The organism is Enterobacter sp. E20 (genome assembly GCF_000801755.2).
Lineage (GTDB): Bacteria > Pseudomonadota > Gammaproteobacteria > Enterobacterales > Enterobacteriaceae > Enterobacter > Enterobacter asburiae_B.
Genome location: NZ_CP012999.1, coordinates 4214946 through 4240724, shown reverse-complemented (window position 1 = coordinate 4240724; position 25779 = coordinate 4214946). Strand labels below are relative to the sequence as shown.

Here is a 25779-nt window from a genome sequence, read left to right as displayed (position 1 = left end):
CATTACACTACGCCTGCGCGCAGCAGATCATGCATATGTACCACACCCAGCAACTGGTCGCCATCGGCAACCATCACTGAGGTAATGTGGCGGGACTGCATCAGGTTCAGCACATCCACGGCCAGCGTACCCGGACGGACGCGGATACCGCCCGGCGTCATCACATCGGCAATGCCGAGCGTGCGGACATCTACACCCATGTCGAACACGCGGCGCAGGTCGCCATCGGTGAAGATCCCCTGAATTTTCATCAGATCGTCGCACACGACCGTCATACCCAAATTCTTACGGGTGATTTCCAGCAGCGCATCACGCAGGGAGGCTTCTTTACTGACGTGAGGGATCTCATCCCCGGTGTGCATAATATCGTTTACCCGAAGCAGAAGCTTGCGCCCCAGCGCGCCGCCCGGGTGGGAAAGCGCGAAATCTTCCGGCGTAAAACCGCGGGCTTCGAGCAGCGCGACGGCAAGCGCATCACCCATGACCAGCGCGGCGGTGGTGCTGGACGTCGGCGCCAGGCCGAGCGGACAGGCCTCCTTGGGCACTTTCACGCACAGGTGAATATCGGCCGCCCGCGCCATGCTGCTTTCCGGACGGCTGGTCATGCAAATAAGCGGCACCTGCAGTCGCTTCAGTACCGGGATCAGCGCCAGAATTTCATTGGACTCCCCGGAGTTGGACAGCGCGATGACGATATCCTGCGGCGTGACCATACCCAGGTCACCGTGCGCGGCTTCCCCCGGATGTACAAAGAAGGAAGAGGTTCCGGTGCTGGCAAACGTTGCCGCCATTTTGCGTCCAATGTGGCCGGACTTACCCATCCCCATCACCACGACTTTGCCGGCACAGTAGAACATCTTCTCACATGCCAGACTAAAATCCTGATTAATGTACTGATCTAACTGCGCCAGACCTTCACGTTCAATCTCCAGAACCTCTTTGCCTGCTTTCTGAAAGTCAAAACCCGGCTGCAATTCTATTTGCGACATAATGCGTTTCCGTTTACCCAGAGAGAAGAGGCGAGAGCCAGTACAGCATCGCCATCCATACGATAAATCCACCCGTCAGCAGCGCGCCTGCGCCTTTGCCGATCTGTCGTTGCCGCCGCCAGCAGAGCAGGGCAAATATCACGCTGACCAATAACATCACGCCGTAGTCGCGTGAGAACGCCAGGGGATTAAAGGGCCCTGGCGTTATCAGGGCCGGCAGGCCCATCACAATGGCGATATTAAATATGTTGGAACCGATGATATTACCAATGGCAATGTCATCCTCACCTTTACGTGCCCCCGCAATGGCCGTGGCCAGCTCCGGCAGGCTGGTGCCGATGGCAATCACCGTCAGGCCAATGGTCAGTTCACTGATGGCGAAATAGTTCGCCAGCACGGTCGCGTTATCCACGACCATGCGCGTTGCCATCGGCATGATGATCAGCGCAACGCCAAGCCAGAGCAGGGCAACAGGCAGCGTGCCTTCTCGCGGCAGTTCGGCGACCTGCTCCCGCGTGAGGCTATCCTGACCCTGCTTCTCAGCCTGACGGGCGATTTTAACACTATACAGCAACCAGATGACGGCCAGCGCCAGCAGGAAAATGCCGTCGCTGTAGCTCAGTACACCATCGTAAAATACGCAGCCAGCCAGCAGGCTTACGATTAACATTAGCGGCAATTCACGGCGCAGAACATCAGAATGCACGCGAAATGGATGGAGCAGTGCGGCCAGGCCCAAAATCAAGAGTATATTGACGATGTTGGAGCCAATCGCGGTACCTACTGCCAGGTCTAACTGACCATGCAGCGATGCCGAGACAGAGACGATGATTTCAGGAAGCGACGTTCCCACACTGACAACGGTCATCCCGATGACGACAGGCGGTACGCCCGTCAGGCGACACAGGATAGATGCAGCAAACACTAAACGGTCAGCACTGTAGACCACCAAAAGTAAACCAATTATTAACAGTGCTGTTGCTAAAAGCATCAAAAGTCCTTTCTTCAGGTATACTCGTCGGTCCATCGCACGGGAATGGCTGGACTGCATACAGTCTGAGGCGTAACGAATTCCTAATTTTGACTTTATGCGCCGGAAAAGTAAAACAAATGCCAGCTTTCGCTAACCTCAACGGCTATTATTCTGTAAAAATGCGGAGTTGAGGGCTGATTCAGGCGGCATGCCTTAACGTGAGCAGGGTAATAAAGGAACCATAAATGAGCCAAACGATGGCGAATTTAGTCGATGTTCGCGGCGTGAGTTTTTCTCGCGCCAACAGATTGATATTTGATGATATTTCGTTGACCGTACCGCGTGGCAAAATCACTGCCATCATGGGGCCGTCCGGGATCGGCAAAACGACCCTGCTGCGCCTTATTGGTGGGCAGATCCCACCTGATAGCGGTGAAATCCTCTTTGATGGCGAAAACATTCCGGAGATGTCACGCTCGCGTCTGTATACTGTCCGCAAACGCATGAGCATGCTCTTTCAGTCGGGAGCCTTGTTCACCGACATGAATGTCTTTGATAACGTGGCCTATCCGCTGCGTGAGCATACCAGCCTGCCGCCTGAACTGCTGAAAAGCACGGTGATGATGAAGCTCGAAGCCGTCGGTTTGCGGGGCGCCGCAAAGCTGATGCCTTCGGAGCTGTCCGGCGGAATGGCGCGCCGCGCCGCGCTGGCACGAGCCATTGCATTAGAACCTGATTTAATCATGTTCGACGAACCGTTTGTTGGACAGGATCCCATCACGATGGGCGTGCTGGTGAAGCTCATCTCTGAACTGAACAGCGCGCTTGGCGTCACCTGCATTGTGGTATCTCACGATGTACCGGAAGTATTGAGCATTGCCGATTACGCCTATATTGTGGCGGACAAAAAGATCGTCGCACACGGTAGCGCTCAGGCGCTGCAGGAAAATTGCGATCCGCGCGTGCGGCAGTTCCTTGACGGTATTGCCGATGGCCCTGTGCCGTTCCGCTACCCGGCGGGCGACTATCGTGACGATTTACTGGGAATAGGGAGTTAAGCCACTCATGCTGTTAAATGCGTTGGCCGCTCTCGGACACCGTGGCATAAAAACCATCAGGACGTTCGGGCGTGCCGGATTGATGTTATTCAACGCGCTGGTCGGCAAGCCGGAATTCCGTAAGCACGCACCGCTGCTGGTGCGGCAGCTTTATAATGTCGGCGTGCTGTCGATGCTCATCATCATTGTCTCCGGTCTGTTTATCGGTATGGTGCTTGGGCTGCAGGGCTATCTGGTTCTCACAACCTACAGTGCGGAAACCAGCCTCGGGATGCTGGTGGCGCTCTCGCTGCTGCGCGAGCTGGGGCCGGTTGTGGCGGCGCTGTTGTTCGCCGGGCGCGCGGGGTCGGCATTAACGGCTGAAATTGGCCTGATGCGTGCGACCGAGCAGCTCTCCAGCATGGAGATGATGGCGGTCGATCCGCTGCGTCGCGTGATCTCGCCGCGTTTCTGGGCTGGGGTGATCTCTTTACCGTTACTGACTATTCTGTTTGTCGCCGTGGGTATCTGGGGCGGTTCGCTGGTTGGCGTGCACTGGAAAGGCATTGATGCCGGTTTCTTCTGGTCCGCGATGCAGGACGCCATCGACCTGCGAATGGATCTGGTTAACTGCCTGATTAAAAGCGTGGTATTTGCCATTACGGTCACCTGGATTGCATTGTTCAATGGTTACGATGCCATCCCGACGTCGGCGGGCATTAGCCGCGCAACTACACGTACAGTCGTACATTCGTCGCTGGCCGTACTGGGTCTGGATTTTGTGCTCACCGCACTGATGTTTGGGAATTGAGTTCATGCAAACGAGAAAAAATGAAATTTGGGTCGGTGTATTCCTGCTGCTGGCGCTGCTGGCCGCGCTGTTTATCTGCCTGAGAGCGGCGGATATCACGTCTGTACGCACCGAGCCGACGTATCGCATCTATGCCACCTTCGATAACATCGGCGGGCTGAAGGCGCGTTCACCGGTCCGCATCGGCGGCGTGGTGATCGGACGCGTATCTGACATTACGCTGGATGAGAAAACCTACCTGCCACGCGTCGCGATGGATATCGAAGAGCGTTACAACCATATCCCGGACACCAGTTCCCTTTCTATCCGTACTTCCGGCCTGCTGGGCGAACAATATCTGGCGCTTAACGTTGGCTTTGAAGATCCCGAGCTGGGAACGACTATCCTTAAAGACGGTAGCGTCATTCAGGATACGAAATCCGCGATGGTTCTGGAGGATATGATTGGTCAGTTCCTTTACAACAGTAAAGGGGATGAGAAAAAAACCGACGCTGCCCCTGCGCAGAGCGAAGATCATACCGACGTCGCACCGACGCCAGGTGCTGCGAATTAATATCAGGAGAAGTCATTCATGTTTAAACGACTGTTAATGGTTGCCATGCTGGTCATCGCCCCTCTAACCGCCGCCCACGCTGCGGATCAGAGTAACCCGTACAAACTGATGGACGAAGCGGCGAAGAAGACATTCGACCGTCTTAAAAACGAACAGCCTAAAATTCGTGCTAATCCTGATTATCTGCGTGACGTCGTTGATCAGGAGCTGCTGCCGTACGTGCAGATTAAATATGCGGGTGCGCTGGTGCTGGGACGTTATTACAAAGACGCGACCCCTGCGCAGCGTGATGCCTACTTTGCCGCGTTTCGTGAATACCTGAAACAGGCTTATGGCCAGGCGCTGGCGATGTACCACGGCCAGACCTATCAGATTGCGCCTGAGCAGCCGCTGGGCGATGCGACCATCGTCCCTATCCGTGTGACGATCATCGATCCTAACGGTCGTCCGCCGGTTCGTCTGGATTTCCAGTGGCGTAAAAACAGCCAGACCGGTCACTGGCAGGCTTATGACATGATTGCCGAAGGGGTAAGCATGATCACCACCAAACAGAACGAATGGAGCGACCTGCTGCGCACCAAAGGCATTGATGGCCTGACCGCTCAGTTGCAGTCTATCTCTCGCCAGAAAATTACTCTGGATGAGAAGAAGTAATGTCACAGCAACTCAGCTGGTCGCGTGAAGGCGAGACATTAAAGCTGTCCGGTGAACTGGATCAGGATCTGCTGAACCCACTGTGGGACAAACGCCACGAAGCGATGCAGGGCGTGACGCTTATCGATTTAACAGACGTCACGCGGGTAGATACGGCAGGTGTTGCGCTGCTTGCCCATCTGATTGCTGTGGGGAAAAAGCAGGGGACAAGCGTCACGCTTCACGGCGCGAGCGATAATGTCGTGACCCTTGCGCAGCTCTACAATCTCCCTCAGGACGTACTGCCTCGTTAATATTTTCAGTGCGTTACTTCCGAAAGCCCTGACTGTTTCATCGTCGGGGCTTTTTGCTTGTTTAAGACAACGCCACTTTGCTCTAAGATGTTGGGCTTGTTTTCACTATCAGATGATTAAGAGCCCATGGAAAATCATGAAATCCAGACAGTGCTGATGAATGCACTCTCCCTTCAGGAAGCCCACGTCACTGGCGATGGCAGTCACTTCCAGGTTATTGCTGTGGGTGAGATGTTCGACGGTATGAGCCGCGTGAAGAAACAGCAGGCTGTGTACGCGCCGCTGATGGAATATATTGCGGATAACCGCATCCACGCCCTGTCGATTAAAGCGTTCACCCCGCAAGAGTGGGCACGCGATCGCAAACTAAACGGTTTTTGAGCTGAGGGCGACAGGCCCGCAGCACGGTTGAATTTATAAGAGAGCACACAATGGATAAATTTCGTGTACAGGGGCCAACGCGTCTCCAGGGCGAAGTCACAATTTCTGGCGCTAAAAACGCCGCGCTGCCAATCCTCTTTGCTGCGCTGCTGGCTGAAGAGCCGGTAGAAATTCAGAACGTACCGAAGCTGAAAGATATCGACACCACCATGAAGCTGCTCACCCAGCTGGGCACGAAAGTCGAGCGTAACGGTTCCGTCTGGATCGACGCCAGCAAGGTGAACAACTTCTCAGCCCCTTACGATCTGGTGAAAACCATGCGTGCATCCATCTGGGCGCTTGGCCCGCTGGTGGCGCGTTTTGGTCAGGGGCAGGTCTCTCTGCCTGGCGGTTGCGCCATCGGTGCGCGTCCGGTTGACCTGCACATCTTTGGTCTGGAGAAGCTGGGCGCCGAGATCAAGCTGGAAGAAGGTTACGTTAAAGCGTCCGTTAATGGTCGTCTGAAAGGCGCGCACATCGTCATGGACAAAGTGAGCGTGGGCGCAACGGTCACCATTATGTCTGCGGCGACGCTGGCAGAAGGTACCACCATCATCGAAAATGCCGCGCGCGAACCGGAGATTGTGGATACCGCCAACTTCCTCGTGGCGCTGGGGGCAAAGATTTCCGGTCAGGGGACCGATCGTATCACCATCGAGGGCGTTGAGCGTCTGGGCGGCGGTGTCTATCGCGTTCTGCCGGACCGTATCGAAACCGGCACCTTCCTGGTCGCTGCGGCGATTTCTGGCGGTAAGATTGTTTGTCGCAACGCGCAGCCAGATACCCTGGATGCGGTGCTGGCGAAACTGCGCGATGCGGGTGCGGATATCGAAATCGGTGAAGACTGGATCAGCCTCGATATGCACGGTCAGCGTCCAAAAGCAGTCAATGTGCGTACGGCGCCGCATCCGGCGTTCCCTACGGACATGCAGGCGCAGTTTACCCTGTTGAACCTGGTCGCCGAAGGCACTGGCTTCATCACAGAAACCATTTTCGAGAACCGCTTTATGCACGTACCGGAGCTGATCCGTATGGGCGCGCATGCTGAGATCGAAAGTAATACCGTGATTTGCCACGGCGTTGAGAAACTGTCAGGTGCTCAGGTGATGGCAACCGATCTGCGTGCGTCTGCAAGCCTGGTGCTGGCGGGTTGTATCGCGGAAGGTACAACGATCGTGGATCGTATCTATCACATCGATCGTGGTTATGAACGTATCGAAGATAAACTGCGCGCGCTGGGTGCCAACATCGAGCGTGTGAAGGGCGAGTAATCGTTCCGGCAGCCCCCTGCCAGCAATGACCGGGGGGTTGCTGTTCCTGTCAAAAATGCGTTATTCCTGCGGTTCTCTTTTTACCTTTCTCTGGCGAATCATGCGCGATCTGTCGATAAATTCATGGGTAATGGGATCGTGATAGCGCGAAGGCCAAATTACCCACGGATGCGTATCCAGCGCCGTCGCGATAATTAATTCTCCCTTGGGCCAGGGGCGGGTGAGGGCGTTTGCCAGAGTGGAAGAACTCAGTCCATGGCGGCGGGACTCTGCTGCCAGTGAAGTGCCTCTTTTGCGCAGCGCGGCAATAATATCAGCCGTGTGCCAGTCGATAAATTTCGTATCCATAACGCCGTCCTTAAGTTCGGATTCACCTACGCCGTTTCTTCTGAAACGACGCGGTTACTATACCCATTTCAACTTCTTGTTCTAAAAAGTTCGCGTTACTTGAAGGGATATTCAGAATAAGACACGGCTTTATTCATGCGGTCTCTAAACCGATGAATTTACATGAACACGGAATTTACAGGTGTGTACTGGAATCTCCCCGCTATCGCTGCGGGGAGAAACAAGGGGATTAACGGTCGCGCTGAACGGCGATGTGGGCAAGACCAATCAGTGCCTCGCGCCACGGGCTGTCTGGAATGACCTGAAGCGCTTCGATGGCTTTGTCGGCTTCTTCTTCCGCGCGCTGACGCGTCCATTCCAGCGATCCGCAGATAGCCATAGTTTCCAGTACAGGTTCCAGAAGATGGCGGCCATTTCCCTGCTCAATCGCTTCACGGATCATTTTCGCCTGGTCGGCTGTTCCGTTGCGCATAGCATGAAGCAGCGGCAGGGTGGGTTTACCTTCGTTCAGGTCATCGCCCACGTTTTTACCGAGCGTTTCGCCGTCCGCACTGTAGTCCAGCAAATCATCAATCAGCTGGAAGGCCGTACCCAGATAGCGGCCATAGTCCTGCAGGCCTTTTTCCTGGGCTTCAGTACAGTCGGCCAGAATGCCGGAACACTGGGCTGCCGCTTCAAACAGGCGCGCCGTTTTGCTGTAGATGACGCGCATGTAGTTTTCATCGGTGATATCAGGGTCGTTGACGTTCATCAGCTGCAGCACTTCGCCTTCAGCAATGACGTTTACGGCTTCGGACATCACTTCCAGCACTTTCAGGGAGCCCAGGCTGGTCATCATCTGGAAGGCGCGGGTATAGATAAAATCCCCCACCAGGACGCTGGCTGCGTTTCCGAAAGCGGCGTTTGCCGTGGCTTTGCCACGACGCATATCCGATTCATCCACAACATCGTCATGCAGAAGCGTCGCCGTGTGAATAAATTCGATGAGCGCTGCGATAGTGATGTGAGCATTTCCCTGATAGCCAACGGCTCTGGCAGCCAGAATGGCAATCATCGGACGAATGCGTTTACCGCCGCCGCTGACGATGTAATAGCCCAACTGATTGATCAGCTGAACGTCAGAGTTGAGTTGCTCCAGGATTGCTGCATTCACACCCGCCATATCTTGCGCGGTTAACTCGTTGATTTTTTCTAAATTCATCGCAAAAGCCGGGCTTTTTATCCTGTTGATCCCATCTTCAATGGGGTAACGAAGGGTTTCGGTTTATCAATAGTAGTGCTGATTGTACTGAAAAAACGGCACAGATAAACGTTACCGTACGTGTTGTGTTTTTTTTCTTCATGTATTGACGGTAGCACTTGTCAAAGGCTCGCGTTTTGCGTAATATTCGCGCCCTATTGTGAATATTTATAGCGCACTCTGATTCATACGAGGACGTGCGCGGAAGCGGAGTTTATATGTACGCGGTTTTCCAAAGTGGTGGTAAACAACACCGAGTAAGCGAAGGTCAGACCGTTCGCCTGGAAAAGCTGGACATCGCAACTGGCGAATCTGTTGAGTTCGCAGAAGTTCTGATGATCGCAAACGGTGAAGAAGTCAAAATCGGCGTTCCTTTCGTTGATGGCGGCGTTATCAAAGCTGAAGTTGTTGCACACGGTCGTGGCGAGAAAGTTAAAATCGTTAAGTTTCGTCGTCGTAAGCACTACCGTAAGCAGCAGGGCCACCGTCAGTGGTTCACTGATGTGAAAATTACTGGCATCAGCGCCTAAGACCTGAGGAGAGATTTAAATGGCACATAAAAAGGCTGGCGGCTCCACACGTAACGGTCGCGATTCAGAAGCTAAACGCCTTGGCGTTAAGCGTTTCGGTGGCGAATCCGTTCTGGCGGGTAGCATCATCGTTCGTCAACGTGGTACCAAATTCCACGCTGGCAACAACGTAGGTTGCGGTCGTGACCACACTCTGTTTGCTAAAGCAGACGGTAAAGTGAAATTTGAAGTTAAAGGCCCGAACAACCGTAAATACATCAGCATCGTTGCTGAGTAAGGTTTTCTCGGTCCGGTAACGGATTAAAGCCCCGCAACCTGTTGCGGGGCTTTTTACATTGGAAACCCGGTAATTTTTTCTGTAGGGAAAACGGGCATGAAGCAGCAGGCCGGCATTGGTATTCTTTTGGCGCTCACTACCGCAATGTGCTGGGGTGCGCTGCCAATTGCAATGAAGCAGGTACTGGAAGTGATGGAGCCGCCTACGGTGGTCTTTTATCGCTTTCTGATGGCAAGCATCGGCCTCGGGGCCATTCTGGCTGTCAAAGGTAAGCTTCCACCCTTGCGGCTCTTCCGCAAACCGCGCTGGCTGGTATTGCTGGCTATCGCGACGGGCGGTCTGTTCGGTAACTTCATCCTGTTCAGCTCTTCCCTGCAATATCTCAGCCCCACGGCGTCGCAGGTGATAGGTCAGCTTTCACCGGTGGGCATGATGGTCGCCAGCGTCTTTATCCTCAAGGAAAAGATGCGCGGTACGCAGATTATCGGGGCGAGCATGCTGCTGTGCGGTCTGGTGATGTTCTTCAACACCAGTCTGATTGAGATTTTCACCCGCCTGACGGATTACACATGGGGTGTAATTTTCGGTGTGGGGGCGGCAACGGTCTGGGTGAGCTATGGCGTCGCGCAAAAGGTGTTATTGCGTCGTCTTGCCTCACAGCAGATCCTCTTTTTATTGTACACTTTGTGTACAATAGCATTGCTGCCATTAGCAAAGCCGGGTGTGATTTCCCAGCTTAGCGACTGGCAACTGGCGTGCCTCATTTTTTGTGGGCTGAACACGCTGGTCGGTTATGGCGCGCTGGCCGAAGCGATGGCGCGCTGGCAGGCGGCACAGGTGAGCGCGTTAATTACGCTTACTCCGCTGTTTACGCTGTTATTTTCAGATTTGTTATCAATGGCCTGGCCCGATGTCTTCGTCAGACCGATGCTCAACCTGTTGGGTTATCTCGGTGCGTTTGTCGTGGTTGCGGGCGCGATGTATTCCGCCATTGGTCATCGTCTTTGGGGACGTTGGCGCAAAAATGAAGCGGTTGTAGTAGTCCCCCGCTCAGGCGAATGAGTTACGGAGAGTAAAATGAAGTTTGTTGATGAAGCGACGATCCTGGTCGTGGCTGGTGATGGCGGCAATGGTTGCGTGAGCTTCCGCCGTGAAAAGTATATCCCACGTGGCGGTCCTGACGGCGGCGACGGCGGGGATGGTGGTGACGTGTGGCTGGAGGCGGATGAGAACCTCAACACGCTGATCGACTACCGTTTCGAAAAATCCTTCCGCGCTGAACGTGGCCAGAACGGCCAGAGCCGTGACTGTACCGGGAAACGCGGTAAAGACGTCACCATTAAAGTTCCGGTCGGTACGCGTGTGATTGACCAGGGAACTGGTGAAACCATGGGTGACATGACCAAACACGGTCAGCGCCTGATGGTGGCGAAAGGCGGCTGGCACGGTCTGGGTAACAGCCGTTTCAAATCCTCCGTTAACCGTACTCCGCGTCAGAAAACGATGGGTACGCCGGGCGATAAGCGCGATCTGCAGCTGGAGCTGATGCTTCTGGCAGACGTGGGCATGCTGGGTATGCCAAACGCCGGTAAATCGACGTTCATTCGCGCCGTTTCTGCGGCGAAACCAAAAGTGGCGGACTATCCGTTTACCACGCTGGTACCAAGCCTGGGCGTTGTCCGTATGGATAACGAGAAGAGCTTTGTGGTTGCCGATATTCCAGGTCTGATTGAAGGCGCTGCGGAAGGCGCGGGTCTGGGTATTCGCTTCCTGAAACACCTTGAGCGTTGCCGCGTGCTGCTGCACCTTATCGATATCGATCCTATCGACGGTTCCGATCCGGTTGAAAACGCCCGCATCATCATCGGTGAGCTGGAAAAATACAGCGAAAAACTGGCGAATAAACCACGCTGGCTGGTCTTCAACAAGATCGACCTGATGGACAAAGCTGAAGCGGAAGCGAAAGCTAAAGCGATTGCTGAAGCGATGGGCTGGGAAGATAAATACTACCTGATCTCTGCGGCAAGCCAGGTTGGCGTGAAAGATCTGTGCTGGGATGTGATGACCTTCATCATTGAGAACCCAGTTGTTCAGGCGGAAGAAGCGAAACAGCCTGAAAAAGTCGAATTCATGTGGGATGACTACCACCGTCAGCAGCTCGAAGAGCTGGAAGCGGAAGAAGATGATGAAGACTGGGACGATGACTGGGATGAAGACGACGAAGAAGGCGTCGAGTTCATCTACAAGCACTAATATCTGTCCAAAGCCCCCATTATGGGGGCTTTTTTTATTCCAGCGTTGCGGGCAGCCAGCAGCTGACGATCAAACCACCTTCAGCGCCGTTCTCAAGCGTCAACCTGCCGTGGTGGAGCTGCAAGATGCGCTGCACGATACTCAGGCCCAGACCGCTGCCACCGTAGCGCTGGTCAAGACGGCGGAATGGCTCGGTAATTGACTGTCGGTGCGCGTCATCAATACCGGGCCCCTGATCGATCACGCCGATCTGCGTCCCCCCGTCGACCTCGGTTAATGTCACTGTAATCGTTGTCCCTGCCGGGCTGTAGCGCCCGGCATTCTCCAGCAGGTTGCGCAGCATCAGACGCAGGAGCACGGCGTCTCCCTGAACCGTGAGCGCGCTTTTAGCGGGCCAAATCACCGTATGCTCTTTGGCTTCATGGCCCAGGCCGAGAGGTTCAATGATATTTTCCGTCCAGCTCACGGTTTCGTAGTGGCCGCTGGCCATTGCCTGTCCGGCACGGGCCAGCATCAGCAGTTGCTCAACGGTATGCATGAGCTGATCGATACGGCTAATTAACGTCGCGGCCTGTGGTGCGCCTGACTGCGCCATAAGCTCCAGATGGAGCCGGATACCAGCAAGGGGCGTTCGAAGCTCGTGCGCGGCGTCAGCGGTGAAGAGACGCTCCTGCTGAATGGTATTGTCCAGCCGGGCGAGCAGCTGATTCAGGGAGGTTGTCACCGCGCCGATTTCTTCCATGTCGGAATACATAGGAAGCGGAGTTAAATTATCCGCCGAACGGTTAGCCAGGCTGTCACGCAGTTTATTCAGCGGTCGGGTTATCCAGGTGACTGCCCAGAACGAGAAAAACAGCGTAAAGCCTACCATCACCAGAGAAGGGACGAGAAGGGAAGCAATCGCCTCGCGGATCTCTTTTTCGACATGGTTATTACGGGCTTTTGCCGACAGCGTTTCATTCACCAGAAAACCGATCTGCTCGCGGCTTTCATGCCACAGCCAGATGACGCTTATCAGCTGGAAAAATAAGAGAATGACCGCCAGCAGCACCATTAAACGCCGACGCATGCTGTTCATTTCTGGCTCTCAAGGCGATAGCCAACGCCACGGACGGTTTTGATTCTGTCCTTGCCGAGCTTGCGACGCAGGTTATGGATGTGAACTTCAAGGGTATTTGACCCAGGATCGTCCTGCCAGGAGTAGATATCCTGCTGGAGCGTCTCTCTGTGCACCGTTTGTCCGCTGCGCATGATCAGACGCGTAAGCAGGGCGAACTCTTTTGGCGTCACCTCTACCGCCTGGTCCCGGCGCAGTACCTGCTGGGTTTGCAGATTCAGCGTAATATCGCCGTCGGTCAGCAAGTTATCGCTATGGCCCTGATAGCGGCGAATCAACGCCCGCACCCGTGCCTGCAGCTCCGCGAGCGCGAAAGGCTTCACCAGGTAATCATCTGCGCCTGCATCGAGGCCGGTGATGCGATCCTCAATGGCATCGCGTGCCGTCAGGATTAACACCGGGTTGGCGATACCGCGGCGTCGCCACTGGCTGAGCAGCGTGGCGCCGTCTTTATCAGGCAAGCCCAAATCGAGGATCACCAGACTGTATTCGCCGCTCTGGATCAGGGCGTCCGCCTCCGCTGCGGTGCCAGCGCAGTCGAGGGCATACCCTTCATTAGCCAGCCCCAGCGCCAGCCCTTCCTGCAATAACAGATCGTCTTCAACTATGAGTAGTTTCATCGCTAGTTATTCTGGTAGATGTCCTTATAAAGCCTGCTTTCGAAGCGAACAAGCGGAATACGACGATTGCGCTGGTCGGTCGGTTCGACGGCATAGCCGGAAAGATACTGCACGAATGCCATGCGTTGTCCGCTGGCGGTAGTGATGAAGCCTGCAAGGTTGTAAACCCCCTGCAGCGAGCCTGTCTTAGCGGATACTTTGCCATCCACGCCGGCAGCGTGAAGCCCGGCGCGATACTGCAGCGAACCGTCATGCCCGGCCAGCGGCAGCATTGAAATAAAGTTTAGCTCAGCGTCATGCTGTGCAATGTACTGAAGCACCTGCATCATCGTGGCCGGAGAGATCAAATTATGACGCGATAATCCTGAGCCATCGACGGCGATGGTATTACCCAGCTCGATCCCGGCCTGCTGGCGCAGGATCTGACGAACGGCGTCTGAACCCGCGCGCCAGGTTCCCGGCACGCCGAAACGCGCGTGGCCAATCATGCGGAACACGGTGTCGGCAATCATGTTGTCCGACTTTTTCAGCATGATTCGCAGTAAATCGTGCAGCGGAGGAGACTGTTTGCTGGCGATGACCGTGCCGGGCTGATTGACCTGCGTCTGGCGAAGCAGCGTGCCGGTGTAGGTTATGCCCGCTTGTTTCAGCTCATCTTTCAGAATGGCACCCGCGTAGCTTGCTCCATCCTGTATCGCAAAGGCCAGCGGCAGCGGATCGGCGCGCTGCGTCAGGCAGCCGGTAAGCGTGAAGCGGTTAAGATCGCCCGGCACGACGTCCAGCTCACAATATTGCGCATCCGGGGAGCCTTTCGCCAGCGTGCGGACCTGGCTAAACATTGTGACCGGGTAGTAGGACGCTATGCGGATAAACGCTAAATCATCTGGCTTTGGCGCGCTGTAAAGCGAAACCGAGAAGCAGTTACGGTCAACGATTGCGGCGGCGGGCGGGGCGCTAAAACATTGGGTCATGTCGTTCCACGGCCAGCCTGGGGCTTTATCGTGGCTGGCAAAGATTGACGTGTCGATCAGCACATTGCCATCAATTTTCTGCACGCCAGATTTTTTCAGTACCGCAACCATATTGCGGATATCCTGGCGCTTAAAGGTCGGATCGCCGCCAAAACGGGCGATAAGATCGCCTTTCAGTTCGCCACCTTCGACGTTACCTTTGGTCTCGAGTGTGGTCGTAAAACGGAAGTCAGGCCCGAGCTGGAGCAGGGCGGCGAGGGCAGTGATCACCTTTTGGGTACTGGCAGGCAGCGCCATCTGTTGACTGTGATAGTCAATCTCGGGAGCCTGTGCGCCAACCTTCTGCACCATCAGGGCAAGGTTCGCGCCTGCGGGGAGCTGATTAATGTACTCATCAACATTCGCGGCCTGGGCGGTGAACGTTATACTGGTAGTCAATCCGATGATAAATCTGGAAAATCGCATAATCTCGCGCTAACAACCCGAAAACAAACCGTCATACTACGGTGCATGGCACTGCAAAGTAAACGATGACCCATAGTGAACTTCGCGGTAAAATGCATATCAAATTGAAAAATTGCTGCTGACCTGGGGCATTGCTCCCGGGTCGGTTTTCTTTTTGCTTCTTGCCCGCTTAGGGGGGCAGGAGCAGGGAACACTGCTCCCAACAGGAATGTTTAAGAGGTATAACAAATGCAAGCTATTCCGATGACCTTACGTGGTGCCGAAAAACTGCGCGAAGAGCTGGATTTCCTGAAATCCGTGCGTCGTCCTGAAATCATCGCCGCTATCGCGGATGCGCGCGAGCATGGCGACCTGAAAGAGAACGCTGAATACCACGCCGCGCGTGAGCAGCAGGGCTTCTGCGAAGGGCGTATTAAAGATATCGAAGCAAAACTGTCCAATGCACAGGTTATCGATATCACCAAAATGCCTAACAACGGGCGTGTGATCTTTGGTTCTACCGTGACCGTGCTGAACCTGGACAACGACGAAGAGCAGACCTATCGCATCGTGGGTGATGATGAAGCAGACTTCAAACAGAACCTGATTTCAGTGAACTCCCCGATTGCTCGCGGCCTGATTGGCAAAGAGCAGGACGATGTTGTCACCATTCGCACCCCTGGCGGTGAAGTGGAATACGAAATTATTAAGGTTGAATACCTGTAATTCGCTTCTCTACTAAGATGTTGATACATTGTAAAGAAAAGAAAAAGGCCGCATAGCGGCCTTTTATCAACTCAAGGAGCATGGCATTTTGCTCGCCTGCTGACAGAAATCCCTCGTTTCACACAGAAAATGTGTTTGATTCAGGATATCCTTAGCGTGGCAGCGAGATTTTACGCTCTTTAGATGGGCGGTAGAGCACCAGCGTTTTACCGATGACCTGTACATTACAGGCGCCGGTTTCGCGCACGATGGCTTCCACGATCAGGTTTTTAGTGTCTCTGTCTTCAGAGGCGATTTTCACCTTGATCAGCTCGTGGTGTTCCAGCGCTTGTTCAATCTCGGCAAGCACCCCTTCGGTCAAACCATTGTTGCCAAGCATGACTACAGGCTTGAGCGGATGTGCCAGACCTTTAAGGTGCTGTTTTTGTTTAGTACTCAGATTCATCGTATATTTTTGCTTACGTTGGGATTGAAAACGGTTCATTCTACCGCCATCTCCCTTATATCGCCAAATAGCTGCGTAGAAATTTACGTCACAGGCAGGTAACGATGAACCAGGACGGAAATGTTAAATGACAGGTAAAAAGCGTTCTGCCAGCTCCAGCCGCTGGCTTCAGGAACACTTTAGCGATAAATATGTTCAACAGGCACAGAAAAAGGGGTTGCGTTCCCGTGCCTGGTTTAAACTTGATGAAATACAGCAAAGTGACAAACTTTTTAAGCCGGGGATGACGGTTGTTGACCTCGGTGCGGCACCTGGCGGATGGTCCCAGTATGCGGTAACGCAGATCGGCGGAACGGGCCGAATCATCGCGTGCGATCTTTTACCAATGGATCCCATCGTCGGTGTCGACTTCCTTCAGGGCGACTTTCGTGATGAATTAGTGCTGAAAGCGTTACTTGATCGTGTAGGTGATAGTAAGGTCCAGGTTGTCATGTCAGATATGGCACCAAATATGTGCGGAACACCGGCGGTGGATATCCCCCGCGCCATGTATCTGGTGGAGCTAGCGTTAGAAATGTGTCGTGATGTACTAGCGCCTGGTGGTAGTTTTGTTGTGAAGGTGTTTCAGGGCGAAGGTTTCGAGGAGTATCTTAAGGAAATTCGCTCCCTGTTTGCGAAGGTTAAAGTTCGTAAGCCGGACTCTTCCCGGGCCCGTTCCCGAGAAGTGTATATTGTAGCGACCGGGCGAAAATGATAACCGGTGGATTTCAGGCGAAAGTTTGAATGAAACTGGATATAGAGTATCCTGACGCTGTTTTTAACACAGTTGTAATATGAGGTTAATCCCTTGAGTGACATGGCGAAAAACCTAATACTCTGGCTGGTCATTGCCGTTGTGCTGATGTCAGTATTCCAGAGCTTTGGGCCCAGCGAGTCGAATGGCCGCAAGGTGGATTATTCTACCTTCCTGCAGGAGGTCAATCAGGACCAGGTTCGCGAAGCGCGTATCAACGGACGTGAGATCAACGTTACCAAGAAAGATAGTAACCGTTACACGACTTACATCCCGGTGAACGATCCTAAGCTGCTTGATAACCTTCTGACCAAAAACGTCAAGGTGGTAGGTGAGCCGCCAGAAGAACCAAGCCTGCTGGCTTCTATCTTCATTTCCTGGTTCCCGATGCTGCTTCTTATCGGCGTCTGGATCTTCTTTATGCGCCAGATGCAGGGCGGCGGTGGCAAAGGTGCCATGTCGTTCGGTAAGAGCAAGGCGCGTATGCTGACGGAAGACCAGATCAAGACCACCTTCGCTGACGTCGCCGGTTGTGACGAAGCGAAAGAAGAGGTGGGTGAACTGGTTGAATACCTGCGTGAACCGAGCCGTTTCCAGAAGCTGGGCGGTAAGATCCCGAAAGGCGTGCTGATGGTTGGCCCTCCGGGTACCGGTAAAACCCTGCTGGCGAAAGCCATCGCGGGCGAAGCGAAGGTGCCGTTCTTTACTATTTCAGGTTCTGACTTCGTTGAAATGTTCGTGGGTGTCGGTGCATCTCGTGTGCGTGACATGTTCGAGCAGGCCAAAAAGGCAGCACCGTGCATTATCTTCATCGATGAAATCGACGCCGTGGGCCGCCAGCGTGGCGCGGGTCTGGGCGGTGGTCACGATGAACGTGAACAGACGCTGAACCAGATGCTGGTTGAGATGGACGGCTTCGAAGGTAACGAAGGTATCATCGTTATCGCGGCGACTAACCGTCCGGACGTACTTGACCCCGCGCTGCTGCGTCCAGGCCGTTTCGACCGTCAGGTTGTTGTGGGTCTGCCGGACGTTCGCGGTCGTGAACAGATTCTGAAAGTTCACATGCGTCGCGTACCGCTGGCGCCAGATATCGACGCGGCAATCATTGCGCGCGGTACTCCGGGCTTCTCCGGTGCTGACCTGGCGAACCTGGTCAACGAAGCTGCTCTGTTTGCCGCTCGCGGTAACAAGCGCGTCGTGTCGATGGTAGAGTTTGAGAAAGCGAAAGACAAAATCATGATGGGTGCGGAACGTCGCTCCATGGTGATGACGGAAGCGCAGAAAGAGTCCACGGCATACCACGAAGCGGGTCATGCGATTATCGGTCGCCTGGTGCCGGAACACGATCCGGTGCATAAAGTGACTATTATTCCGCGCGGTCGTGCGCTGGGTGTGACCTTCTTCCTGCCTGAAGGCGACGCGATCAGCGCCAGCCGTCAGAAGCTGGAAAGCCAGATTTCGACCCTGTACGGCGGTCGTCTGGCAGAAGAGATTATCTACGGTGTGGAACATGTTTCTACCGGTGCGTCCAACGACATTAAAGTTGCGACAAACCTGGCGCGTAACATGGTGACGCAGTGGGGCTTCTCCGACAAACTCGGTCCGCTGCTGTATGCAGAGGAAGAGGGGGAAGTATTCCTCGGCCGTTCTGTGGCTAAAGCGAAACATATGTCCGATGAGACGGCTCGTATCATCGACCAGGAAGTAAAATCTCTGGTAGAGCGCAACTATGCACGTGCTCGCCAGATCCTGACCGACAATATGGACATCCTGCATTCGATGAAAGATGCGCTCATGAAATATGAGACCATCGATGCACCGCAGATTGACGACCTGATGGCGCGCCGTGAAGTGCGTCCGCCAGCGGGCTGGGAAGACCCAGGCGCTTCCAATAATTCTGACAACAATGGCACCCCGCGTGCGCCGCGTCCGGTTGATGAACCGCGTACGCCAAACCCGGGCAACACCATGTCAGAACAGTTGGGCGATAAGTAAGTCACTGCTGTTGAAGCGTTTGTCTGTACCTCAAACCCTGGAGCTTGCTCCGGGGTTTTTCATTTCTGTTTAACGATATAGATACCAGGGATTTCGCCATGAAATTATTCGCTCAGGACTCGCATCTCGATCTTTCACATCCCCATGTGATGGGGATCCTGAATGTTACCCCTGACTCCTTCTCTGACGGCGGCACGCATAACACGCTTATCGAGGCGGTTAAACACGCGAATCTAATGATTAATGCGGGTGCCACCATTATTGACGTGGGCGGCGAATCGACGCGTCCTGGTGCGGCGGACGTGCCTGTGGAAGAAGAGCTGGCGCGCGTGGTGCCGGTGGTTGAAGCTATCGCGCAGCGGTTTGAAGTATGGATCTCCGTTGATACCTCTAAACCCGAAGTGATTCGTGAAGTGGCGAGAGTGGGCGCTCACATTATCAATGATATTCGCTCGCTCACTGAGCCCGGCGCACTTGAAGCTGCGGCAGAGACCGGGTTACCGGTATGCCTGATGCACATGCAGGGCCAACCGAAAACCATGCAGGAAGCACCGAAGTATGATGATGTCTTTGCCGCCGTGAATCGCTTCTTTATTGAGCATATTGCGCGCTGTGAACGTGCAGGTATCCCAAAAGAGAAATTGCTGCTCGACCCGGGGTTCGGTTTCGGTAAAAATCTCTCCCACAATTATGCGTTGCTTGCGCGCTTATCGGAATTCCATCACTTTGACCTGCCGCTGCTGGTGGGGATGTCGAGAAAGTCGATGATTGGGCAGTTGCTGAATGTGGGGCCGAGCGAACGCCTGAGCGGCAGCCTGGCCTGCGCGGTGATTGCGGCGATGCAGGGCGCGCACATTATTCGTGTCCATGACGTCAAAGAAACAGTAGAAGCCATGCGTGTGGTGGAAGCCACACTGGCAGCGAAGGAAAACAAACGCTATGAGTAATCGTAAGTATTTTGGCACCGATGGTATCCGTGGGCGTGTAGGCGATGCTCCCATCACCCCTGATTTTGTCCTGAAGCTCGGCTGGGCTGCTGGCAAAGTGCTGGCGCGTCATGGTTCCCGTAAGATCATTATCGGTAAAGACACCCGTATTTCCGGCTATATGCTGGAGTCCGCGCTGGAGGCGGGTCTGGCGGCGGCTGGACTGTCCGCGTCCTTTACGGGCCCAATGCCAACGCCTGCTGTCGCGTATCTGACGCGCACTTTCCGTGCGGAAGCGGGGATTGTCATCTCAGCTTCTCACAACCCGTTCTACGACAACGGCATTAAATTCTTCTCCATTGACGGCACCAAGCTCCCGGATGACGTGGAAGAAGCCATTGAAGCCGAAATGGAAAAAGAGATCACCTGTGTAGATTCCGCAGAGCTGGGTAAAGCGAACCGTATCGTTGATGCGGCGGGCCGTTATATCGAATTCTGTAAAGGTACCTTCCCGAATGAGCTGAGCCTGGCTCACCTCAAAATTGTGGTGGACTGTGCTAATGGCGCGACCTATCACATCGCCCCGAATGTCTTCCGCGAACTGGGTGCGAAAGTCATCACCATTGGCTGCGAGCCGGATGGTCTGAACATTAACGAGCAGGTGGGGGCAACTGATGTTCGTGCCCTGCAGGCGCGTGTTCTGGCAGAGAAAGCCGACCTGGGCATTGCGCTGGACGGCGACGGTGACCGCGTGATCATGGTCGACCACGAAGGTAACAAGGTAGACGGCGATCAGATCCTCTACATCATTGCCCGTGAGGGCCTGCGTCAGGGCCAGCTGCGCGGCGGTGCGGTGGGCACGCTGATGAGTAACATGGGCCTGGAACTGGCGCTGAAACAGCTCGGTATTCCGTTTGTCCGCGCGAAAGTGGGTGACCGCTATGTGCTGGAAAAATTGCAGGAGAAGGGCTGGCGCATCGGCGCAGAAAACTCGGGTCACGTGATCCTGCTCGATAAAACCACAACCGGTGACGGTATCGTGGCTGCGCTGCAGGTGGTTGCCGCAATGGCGCGCAACCATATGAGCCTGCACGATCTGTGCAGCGGAATGAAAATGTTCCCACAGATCCTGGTAAATGTACGCTTCACTGCAGGTAAAGGCGATCCGCTGGAAAATGAGAACGTTAAAGCGGTGATGGCTGACGTTGAAGCGGCCCTGGGCAATCGTGGCCGCGTGCTGCTGCGTAAGTCCGGTACTGAACCGCTGATCCGCGTGATGGTGGAAGGTGAAGACGAAGCGCAGGTAACCGAATTTGCACATCGTATTGCGGATGCTGTGAAAGCTGCATAATTGTGCACGCTAAATGTATAAAAAGGCGGCTTTTGTCGCCTTTGTTTTAAGCAATTAATGGCTTTTTGCTGTTTTTTTCCGCAGTTGATACAATGCGTCAAAAATGCCCTTGCGAAGGTCATTCGCTTTGGTTAGTATTCACACCCGCTTCAGTGGGAAACAAAAATCCTGCTAATTGGTCGAAGCATTGGTATGCGGCAAATCCGCAAGGAACAGGTTGATTATGTACGAAGCTCTTTTAGTTGTTTTCCTTATTGTAGCCATCGCTCTCGTAGCGCTGATTATGCTGCAGCAAGGTAAAGGCGCTGATATGGGAGCCTCCTTCGGAGCAGGCGCTTCCGGTACGCTGTTCGGTTCAAGTGGTTCTGCGAACTTCATGACCCGCACAACGGCGATTCTGGCTACGTTGTTCTTCATCATCAGTCTGGTGCTTGGCAATATCAACAGCAACAAGACCAGCAAAGGAAGCGAGTGGGAAAATCTGAGCGCGCCAGCGAAAACTGAGCAGACTCAGCCAGCTGCACCGGCTAAGCCAACCAGCGATATCCCGCACTAAGTATTCTGTACCGAGGTGGTGGAATTGGTAGACACGCTACCTTGAGGTGGTAGTGCCCTAACGGGCTTGTGGGTTCGAGTCCCATCCTCGGTACCAATATTCCAGAAGAAAGACGTCGAAAGGCGTCTTTTTTTTCGTCTGCATATTCTGAGGTGTGGTTTTGTAGGCCCGGTAAGCGCAGCGCCACCGGGCAAAATGGCGGGTGACGCTGCGCTTACCCGCCCTACGAAAGTCCACAAAAAAGGCGTCCATAGGACGCCTTTTGCACGTTATATCAGCGATTACTTCTTATCGCTGTGCTCCAGGTTTTCAACCTGCGGCAGACCGTTACCGGAATTCGCTGAGAGCAGGCCATTCTCAACATAGTTGAACAGCTTCTCGCGGGTATCGGTGATGTCCAGGTTGCGCATGGTCAGCTGACCGATACGATCGTCCGGCGAGAACACGGATTCACCTTTCTCCATGGTCAGACGCTCTGCTTTATAGGTCAGGTTGTCAGACACGGTGTTCAGGATGGAGTAGTCGTTGCCGCGACGCAGCTCCAGCGTCACTTCACCGGTGATCGCGCTTGCCACCCAACGCTGCAGCGCATCACGCAGCATCAGCGCCTGTGGATCGAACCAGCGGCCCTGATACAGCAGTTTACCCAGCTGACGGCCATGAGAGTGATACTGCTCAATGGTGTCTTCGTTGTGAATGCCGGTCAGCAGACGCTCGTAAGCGATGTGCAACAGCGCCATTCCCGGGGCTTCATAGATGCCACGGCTTTTCGCTTCGATGATGCGGTTTTCAATCTGATCGCTCATGCCCAGACCGTGACGACCACCAATACGGTTAGCTTCCAGCATTAGTTCAACATCATCAGAGAAGGTTTTACCGTTCAGCGCAACCGGATGGCCGCGTTCGAAACGCACGGTCACTTCTTCAGCCTGGATTTTGACGTTCTCGTCCCAGAACTTCACGCCCATGATCGGGTTAACGATCTTCACGCTGGAGTTCAGGAATTCCAGGTCTTTCGCTTCGTGCGTCGCACCCAGCATGTTGGAGTCGGTGGAGTAGGCCTTCTCGACTGACATCTTATAGTCGAAGCCGCAGGCGATCATAAACTCGGACATTTCATGACGGCCACCCAGTTCGTCGATGAAGTCGGTATCCAGCCACGGCTTGTAGATCTGCAGTTCGGCGTTGGTCAGCAGGCCATAACGATAGAAACGTTCAATATCGTTACCTTTATAGGTGCTACCGTCACCCCAGATGTTCACGCCGTCTTCTTTCATCGCTGCAACCAGCATGGTGCCGGTGACCGCACGGCCCAGCGGGGTAGTGTTGAAATAGGTCAGGCCGCCGGTGGTGTTATGGAACGCACCGCACTGAATAGCCGCGATACCTTCAGCGACCAGTTGCTTGCGGCAGTCAATCAGGCGCGCGTTCTCTGCACCATACTCTTTAGCGCGACGAGGAATGGCATCGTAGTCGTCCTCATCCGGCTGACCCAGGTTCGCAGTATAGGCGTACGGAACCGCTCCCTTCTGGCGCATCCACAGCAGTGCAGCGCTGGTATCCAGGCCGCCTGAGAAAGCGATGCCAATACGTTGTCCTACCGGAAGATGCTTGAGAATCGTCGTCATAGAATAAAACCCTGCTTGATTGACTGATTAGAGACCGCTTTCGCTCTCTTGTGCATTTTTATGCAAAATAAGTGAGTATTCATTTAATCATCTTTTGGCGAAGACCGGAAGAGAGTCGTGCGTTTTTTGTAAAAATTTTGGTCTAATCGATCTGGCGGAAGTTGGGTTGACAGGTGGGGTCAACTATCAATATACTAAACGCCGATTTTACGTCCCGTCTTCGGTACCAAATCCCAGCATTATTTGCAAATTCTGTCCAAAACGCGTAGAATTTGCCACGTTTCAGGCGCGGGGTGGAGCAGCCTGGTAGCTCGTCGGGCTCATAACCCGAAGGTCGTCGGTTCAAATCCGGCCCCCGCAACCACTTTCCCATAAAGTTCTTTTTCAAATATACTGTGAAGACTTAGAGCCTTCGTAGCTGGATTTGAAAAAATTCTTTCGGAAAGTGCTCCAGGCCACAGTTGTGGCTATAGGGTTCAGTTATCTAAAGCCCCGATTTATCGGGGTTTTTTGTTATCTGACTACAGAATAACTGGGCTTTACGCCCTTTTTTTATGTCTTGGGGGTGGGCTTGTCCACATTAGAGCAAAAATTAACAGAGATGATTACTGCACCGGTCGAAGCACTGGGCTACGAACTGGTCGGCATCGAATTCGTTCGCGGCCGTACATCGACGCTGCGCATCTATATTGATAGTGAAGATGGCATCAATGTTGATGATTGTGCTGATGTCAGCCACCAGGTGAGTGCGGTTCTTGATGTTGAAGACCCGATTACCGTTGCGTACAACCTGGAAGTTTCCTCACCTGGCCTCGATCGCCCGATGTTCACGGCCGAGCACTATGTGCGCTTTACCGGTGAAGAAGTGGCTCTCGTTCTGCGTATGGCCGTACAGAACCGCCGTAAATGGCAGGGAATTATCAAAGCCGTTGATGGTGAAATGATCACGGTGACAGTCGAAGGCAAAGATGAAGTGTTCGCGCTGAGTAATATCCAGAAGGCGAACCTGGTTCCCCACTTTTAACAGTCTGGATTGAGGTGAAAAGCCCGCGATGAACAAAGAAATTTTGGCTGTTGTTGAAGCCGTCTCCAACGAGAAATCACTGCCGCGTGAGAAGATTTTCGAAGCGCTGGAAAGTGCACTGGCTACAGCAACCAAGAAAAAATACGAACAAGAGATCGATGTTCGCGTAGAAATCGATCGTAAAAGCGGTGACTTCGATACATTCCGTCGTTGGGTAATCGTTGAAGAAGTGACCCAGCCGACCAAAGAGATCACGCTGGAAGCTGCCCGTTTTGAAGACGAAAGTCTGAACGTGGGCGAGTACGTAGAAGATCAGATTGAATCTGTGACCTTCGACCGTATCACGACTCAGACCGCTAAACAGGTTATCGTGCAGAAAGTGCGCGAAGCCGAGCGTGCGCTGGTTGTCGATCAGTTCCGCGATCAGGAAGGCGAGATCATCACCGGCGTGGTGAAAAAAGTGAACCGCGACAACATCTCCCTGGAGATCAAATCCGAAGGGTTGCCGGGTAACGCTGAAGCCGTGATCCTGCGTGAAGATATGCTGCCGCGTGAAAACTTCCGCCCAGGCGACCGTATTCGCGGTGTTCTGTACGCCGTTCGCCCTGAAGCGCGTGGTGCACAGCTGTTCGTGACCCGTTCTAAACCAGAAATGCTGGTAGAACTGTTCCGTATTGAAGTGCCGGAAATCGGTGAAGAAGTTATCGAGATTAAAGCGGCGGCTCGCGATCCGGGCTCCCGTGCGAAAATTGCGGTGAAAACCAATGACAAGCGTATCGACCCGGTCGGTGCTTGCGTCGGTATGCGCGGTGCGCGCGTTCAGGCAGTTTCGACTGAGCTGGGCGGCGAACGTATTGATATCGTTCTGTGGGATGACAACCCGGCGCAGTTCGTGATCAACGCAATGGCTCCAGCTGATGTGGCGTCTATCGTTGTTGACGAAGACAAACACACCATGGATATCGCTGTTGAAGCGGGCAACCTGGCGCAGGCAATCGGCCGTAACGGTCAGAACGTACGCCTGGCGTCACAGCTGAGCGGCTGGGAACTCAACGTAATGACCGTTGATGACCTGCAGGCTAAGCATCAGGCTGAAGCCCATGCGGCGATCGATACCTTCACTAAATACCTGGATATTGACGAAGACTTCGCCACTGTTCTGGTTGAAGAAGGTTTCTCTACGCTGGAAGAACTGGCCTATGTGCCAATGAAAGAGCTGCTGGAAATTGACGGTCTGGATGAACCAACCGTTGAAGCCCTGCGTGAACGCGCTAAAAACGCACTGACCACCCTGGCACTGGCTCAGGAAGAAAGCCTTGGCGATAAGAAGCCGGCTGATGACCTGCTGAATCTGGAAGGTCTTGATCGTGCGATTGCGTTCAAGCTGGCTGCCCGTGGTGTTTGTACGCTGGAAGATCTCGCTGAGCAAGGCGTTGATGACCTGGCTGATATCGAAGGTTTAACCGACGAGAAAGCCGGCGAGCTCATCATGGCCGCACGTAATATTTGCTGGTTCGGCGACGAAGCGTAA

Annotated in this window: 28 protein-coding genes and 2 tRNA genes; 21 read left to right on the top strand and 9 right to left on the bottom strand. The window is 54.0% G+C overall.

The window, feature by feature from the left end:
* Window positions 1–2: 2 nt before the first annotated feature.
* Both kdsD and NI40_RS19780 read right to left on the bottom strand, forming a co-directional pair.
* Entirely contained in the window at window positions 3–989 is a 987-nt protein-coding gene (gene kdsD / locus NI40_RS19785) for an arabinose-5-phosphate isomerase KdsD (protein WP_023333606.1), read from the bottom strand.
* A 13-nt stretch (window positions 990–1002) separates the two neighbouring features.
* Entirely contained in the window at window positions 1003–1980 is a 978-nt protein-coding gene (locus NI40_RS19780) for a calcium/sodium antiporter (RefSeq protein WP_039260412.1), read from the bottom strand.
* Window positions 1981–2207: 227 nt separating this feature from the next.
* Here NI40_RS19780 and mlaF point away from each other — a divergent pair, with 227 nt between their 5' ends.
* The 7 genes from mlaF (at window position 2208) to murA (ending at window position 7001) form a co-directional block, all read left to right on the top strand.
* The gene (mlaF, locus tag NI40_RS19775) at window positions 2208–3020 is read left to right on the top strand and encodes a phospholipid ABC transporter ATP-binding protein MlaF (protein ID WP_024906354.1); all 813 of its coding nucleotides are present in this window, start codon (window positions 2208–2210) and stop codon (window positions 3018–3020) included.
* A gap of 7 nt (window positions 3021–3027) precedes the next feature.
* Complete coding sequence (gene mlaE, locus NI40_RS19770) at window positions 3028–3810, top strand: lipid asymmetry maintenance ABC transporter permease subunit MlaE (RefSeq protein WP_010436044.1); 783 nt, start codon at window positions 3028–3030, stop codon at window positions 3808–3810.
* A gap of 4 nt (window positions 3811–3814) precedes the next feature.
* Complete coding sequence (mlaD, locus tag NI40_RS19765) at window positions 3815–4363, top strand: outer membrane lipid asymmetry maintenance protein MlaD (RefSeq protein ID WP_039260519.1); 549 nt, start codon at window positions 3815–3817, stop codon at window positions 4361–4363.
* An 18-nt stretch (window positions 4364–4381) separates the two neighbouring features.
* Window positions 4382–5017 carry a phospholipid-binding protein MlaC gene (mlaC, locus tag NI40_RS19760; RefSeq protein ID WP_033146748.1) on the top strand — a complete coding sequence of 212 codons (636 nt, stop codon included), beginning with the start codon at window positions 4382–4384 and terminating at the stop codon, window positions 5015–5017.
* Window positions 5017–5310: a lipid asymmetry maintenance protein MlaB gene (mlaB, locus tag NI40_RS19755; protein ID WP_023309350.1), complete on the top strand. Its 294-nt coding sequence runs from the start codon at window positions 5017–5019 to the stop codon at window positions 5308–5310. The genes mlaC and mlaB overlap by 1 nt, the downstream gene beginning before the upstream one ends.
* A gap of 126 nt (window positions 5311–5436) precedes the next feature.
* Window positions 5437–5691, top strand: coding sequence for a BolA family iron metabolism protein IbaG (gene ibaG / locus NI40_RS19750; protein WP_008501458.1), 255 nt, complete (start codon window positions 5437–5439; stop codon window positions 5689–5691).
* A 50-nt stretch (window positions 5692–5741) separates the two neighbouring features.
* Window positions 5742–7001: a UDP-N-acetylglucosamine 1-carboxyvinyltransferase gene (murA, locus tag NI40_RS19745; RefSeq protein ID WP_023309349.1), complete on the top strand. Its 1260-nt coding sequence runs from the start codon at window positions 5742–5744 to the stop codon at window positions 6999–7001.
* Between the two features lie 60 nt (window positions 7002–7061).
* Here murA and sfsB read toward each other — a convergent pair whose 3' ends face one another.
* Window positions 7062–7349 carry a DNA-binding transcriptional regulator SfsB gene (sfsB, locus tag NI40_RS19740; RefSeq protein ID WP_023309348.1) on the bottom strand — a complete coding sequence of 96 codons (288 nt, stop codon included), beginning with the start codon at window positions 7347–7349 and terminating at the stop codon, window positions 7062–7064.
* A gap of 229 nt (window positions 7350–7578) precedes the next feature.
* Window positions 7579–8550, bottom strand: coding sequence for an octaprenyl diphosphate synthase (gene ispB, locus NI40_RS19735; RefSeq protein ID WP_039260414.1), 972 nt, complete (start codon window positions 8548–8550; stop codon window positions 7579–7581).
* Window positions 8551–8807: 257 nt separating this feature from the next.
* Between ispB and rplU the strand changes: the two genes are divergently transcribed.
* From rplU to cgtA, 4 genes are all read left to right on the top strand, one after another.
* Complete coding sequence (gene rplU / locus NI40_RS19730; RefSeq protein ID WP_003025032.1) at window positions 8808–9119, top strand: 50S ribosomal protein L21; 312 nt, start codon at window positions 8808–8810, stop codon at window positions 9117–9119.
* A gap of 19 nt (window positions 9120–9138) precedes the next feature.
* Window positions 9139–9396, top strand: a complete 258-nt coding sequence (gene rpmA, locus NI40_RS19725; protein WP_004385076.1) for a 50S ribosomal protein L27 — start codon at window positions 9139–9141, stop codon at window positions 9394–9396.
* 96 nt (window positions 9397–9492) lie between these two features.
* Complete coding sequence (locus tag NI40_RS19720; protein ID WP_039260417.1) at window positions 9493–10458, top strand: DMT family transporter; 966 nt, start codon at window positions 9493–9495, stop codon at window positions 10456–10458.
* A gap of 15 nt (window positions 10459–10473) precedes the next feature.
* Window positions 10474–11649: an Obg family GTPase CgtA gene (gene cgtA, locus NI40_RS19715; protein WP_039260419.1), complete on the top strand. Its 1176-nt coding sequence runs from the start codon at window positions 10474–10476 to the stop codon at window positions 11647–11649.
* Between the two features lie 34 nt (window positions 11650–11683).
* Here the strand turns inward: cgtA and pmrB are convergent, their stop codons facing one another.
* The 3 genes from pmrB to dacB are packed head-to-tail and all read right to left on the bottom strand — an operon-like array spanning window position 11684 to window position 14822.
* Window positions 11684–12727, bottom strand: a complete 1044-nt coding sequence (pmrB, locus tag NI40_RS19710) for a two-component system sensor histidine kinase PmrB (protein ID WP_039260420.1) — start codon at window positions 12725–12727, stop codon at window positions 11684–11686.
* A complete protein-coding gene (gene pmrA, locus NI40_RS19705; RefSeq protein WP_033146744.1) occupies window positions 12724–13386 on the bottom strand; it encodes a two-component system response regulator PmrA in 663 nt (220 codons plus the stop codon). Before pmrA ends, pmrB begins: the two co-directional genes overlap by 4 nt.
* Before the next feature lie 2 nt (window positions 13387–13388).
* Entirely contained in the window at window positions 13389–14822 is a 1434-nt protein-coding gene (gene dacB, locus NI40_RS19700) for a serine-type D-Ala-D-Ala carboxypeptidase (protein WP_039260422.1), read from the bottom strand.
* Window positions 14823–15050: 228 nt separating this feature from the next.
* Here dacB and greA point away from each other — a divergent pair, with 228 nt between their 5' ends.
* Window positions 15051–15527: a transcription elongation factor GreA gene (gene greA / locus NI40_RS19695; protein WP_014171793.1), complete on the top strand. Its 477-nt coding sequence runs from the start codon at window positions 15051–15053 to the stop codon at window positions 15525–15527.
* Between the two features lie 151 nt (window positions 15528–15678).
* Here greA and yhbY read toward each other — a convergent pair whose 3' ends face one another.
* A complete protein-coding gene (gene yhbY, locus NI40_RS19690; RefSeq protein ID WP_003861814.1) occupies window positions 15679–15972 on the bottom strand; it encodes a ribosome assembly RNA-binding protein YhbY in 294 nt (97 codons plus the stop codon).
* Window positions 15973–16099: 127 nt separating this feature from the next.
* Here yhbY and rlmE point away from each other — a divergent pair, with 127 nt between their 5' ends.
* The 6 genes from rlmE to NI40_RS19660 all read left to right on the top strand — a co-directional run bounded on the left by rlmE (window position 16100) and on the right by NI40_RS19660 (window position 21692).
* Window positions 16100–16726: a 23S rRNA (uridine(2552)-2'-O)-methyltransferase RlmE gene (gene rlmE / locus NI40_RS19685; protein ID WP_003861812.1), complete on the top strand. Its 627-nt coding sequence runs from the start codon at window positions 16100–16102 to the stop codon at window positions 16724–16726.
* A gap of 102 nt (window positions 16727–16828) precedes the next feature.
* Entirely contained in the window at window positions 16829–18763 is a 1935-nt protein-coding gene (gene ftsH / locus NI40_RS19680; RefSeq protein ID WP_029739626.1) for an ATP-dependent zinc metalloprotease FtsH, read from the top strand.
* A 98-nt stretch (window positions 18764–18861) separates the two neighbouring features.
* A complete protein-coding gene (gene folP, locus NI40_RS19675; RefSeq protein ID WP_039260424.1) occupies window positions 18862–19710 on the top strand; it encodes a dihydropteroate synthase in 849 nt (282 codons plus the stop codon).
* Window positions 19703–21040: a phosphoglucosamine mutase gene (glmM, locus tag NI40_RS19670; protein WP_023309339.1), complete on the top strand. Its 1338-nt coding sequence runs from the start codon at window positions 19703–19705 to the stop codon at window positions 21038–21040. Before folP ends, glmM begins: the two co-directional genes overlap by 8 nt.
* A 223-nt stretch (window positions 21041–21263) precedes the next feature.
* A complete protein-coding gene (gene secG / locus NI40_RS19665) occupies window positions 21264–21596 on the top strand; it encodes a preprotein translocase subunit SecG (RefSeq protein WP_023309338.1) in 333 nt (110 codons plus the stop codon).
* 9 nt (window positions 21597–21605) lie between these two features.
* Window positions 21606–21692, top strand: a tRNA-Leu gene (locus NI40_RS19660).
* 185 nt (window positions 21693–21877) lie between these two features.
* On the opposite strand, the gene argG is transcribed toward NI40_RS19660, so the two are convergent.
* Window positions 21878–23224, bottom strand: coding sequence for an argininosuccinate synthase (gene argG, locus NI40_RS19655; RefSeq protein ID WP_023309336.1), 1347 nt, complete (start codon window positions 23222–23224; stop codon window positions 21878–21880).
* 287 nt (window positions 23225–23511) lie between these two features.
* Between argG and NI40_RS19650 the strand changes: the two genes are divergently transcribed.
* The 3 genes from NI40_RS19650 to nusA all read left to right on the top strand — a co-directional run bounded on the left by NI40_RS19650 (window position 23512) and on the right by nusA (window position 25779).
* A tRNA-Met gene (locus NI40_RS19650) sits at window positions 23512–23588 on the top strand.
* A 207-nt stretch (window positions 23589–23795) separates the two neighbouring features.
* Window positions 23796–24248, top strand: coding sequence for a ribosome maturation factor RimP (rimP, locus tag NI40_RS19645; protein WP_014833432.1), 453 nt, complete (start codon window positions 23796–23798; stop codon window positions 24246–24248).
* 28 nt (window positions 24249–24276) lie between these two features.
* Window positions 24277–25779, top strand: a complete 1503-nt coding sequence (gene nusA, locus NI40_RS19640; RefSeq protein WP_029739628.1) for a transcription termination factor NusA — start codon at window positions 24277–24279, stop codon at window positions 25777–25779.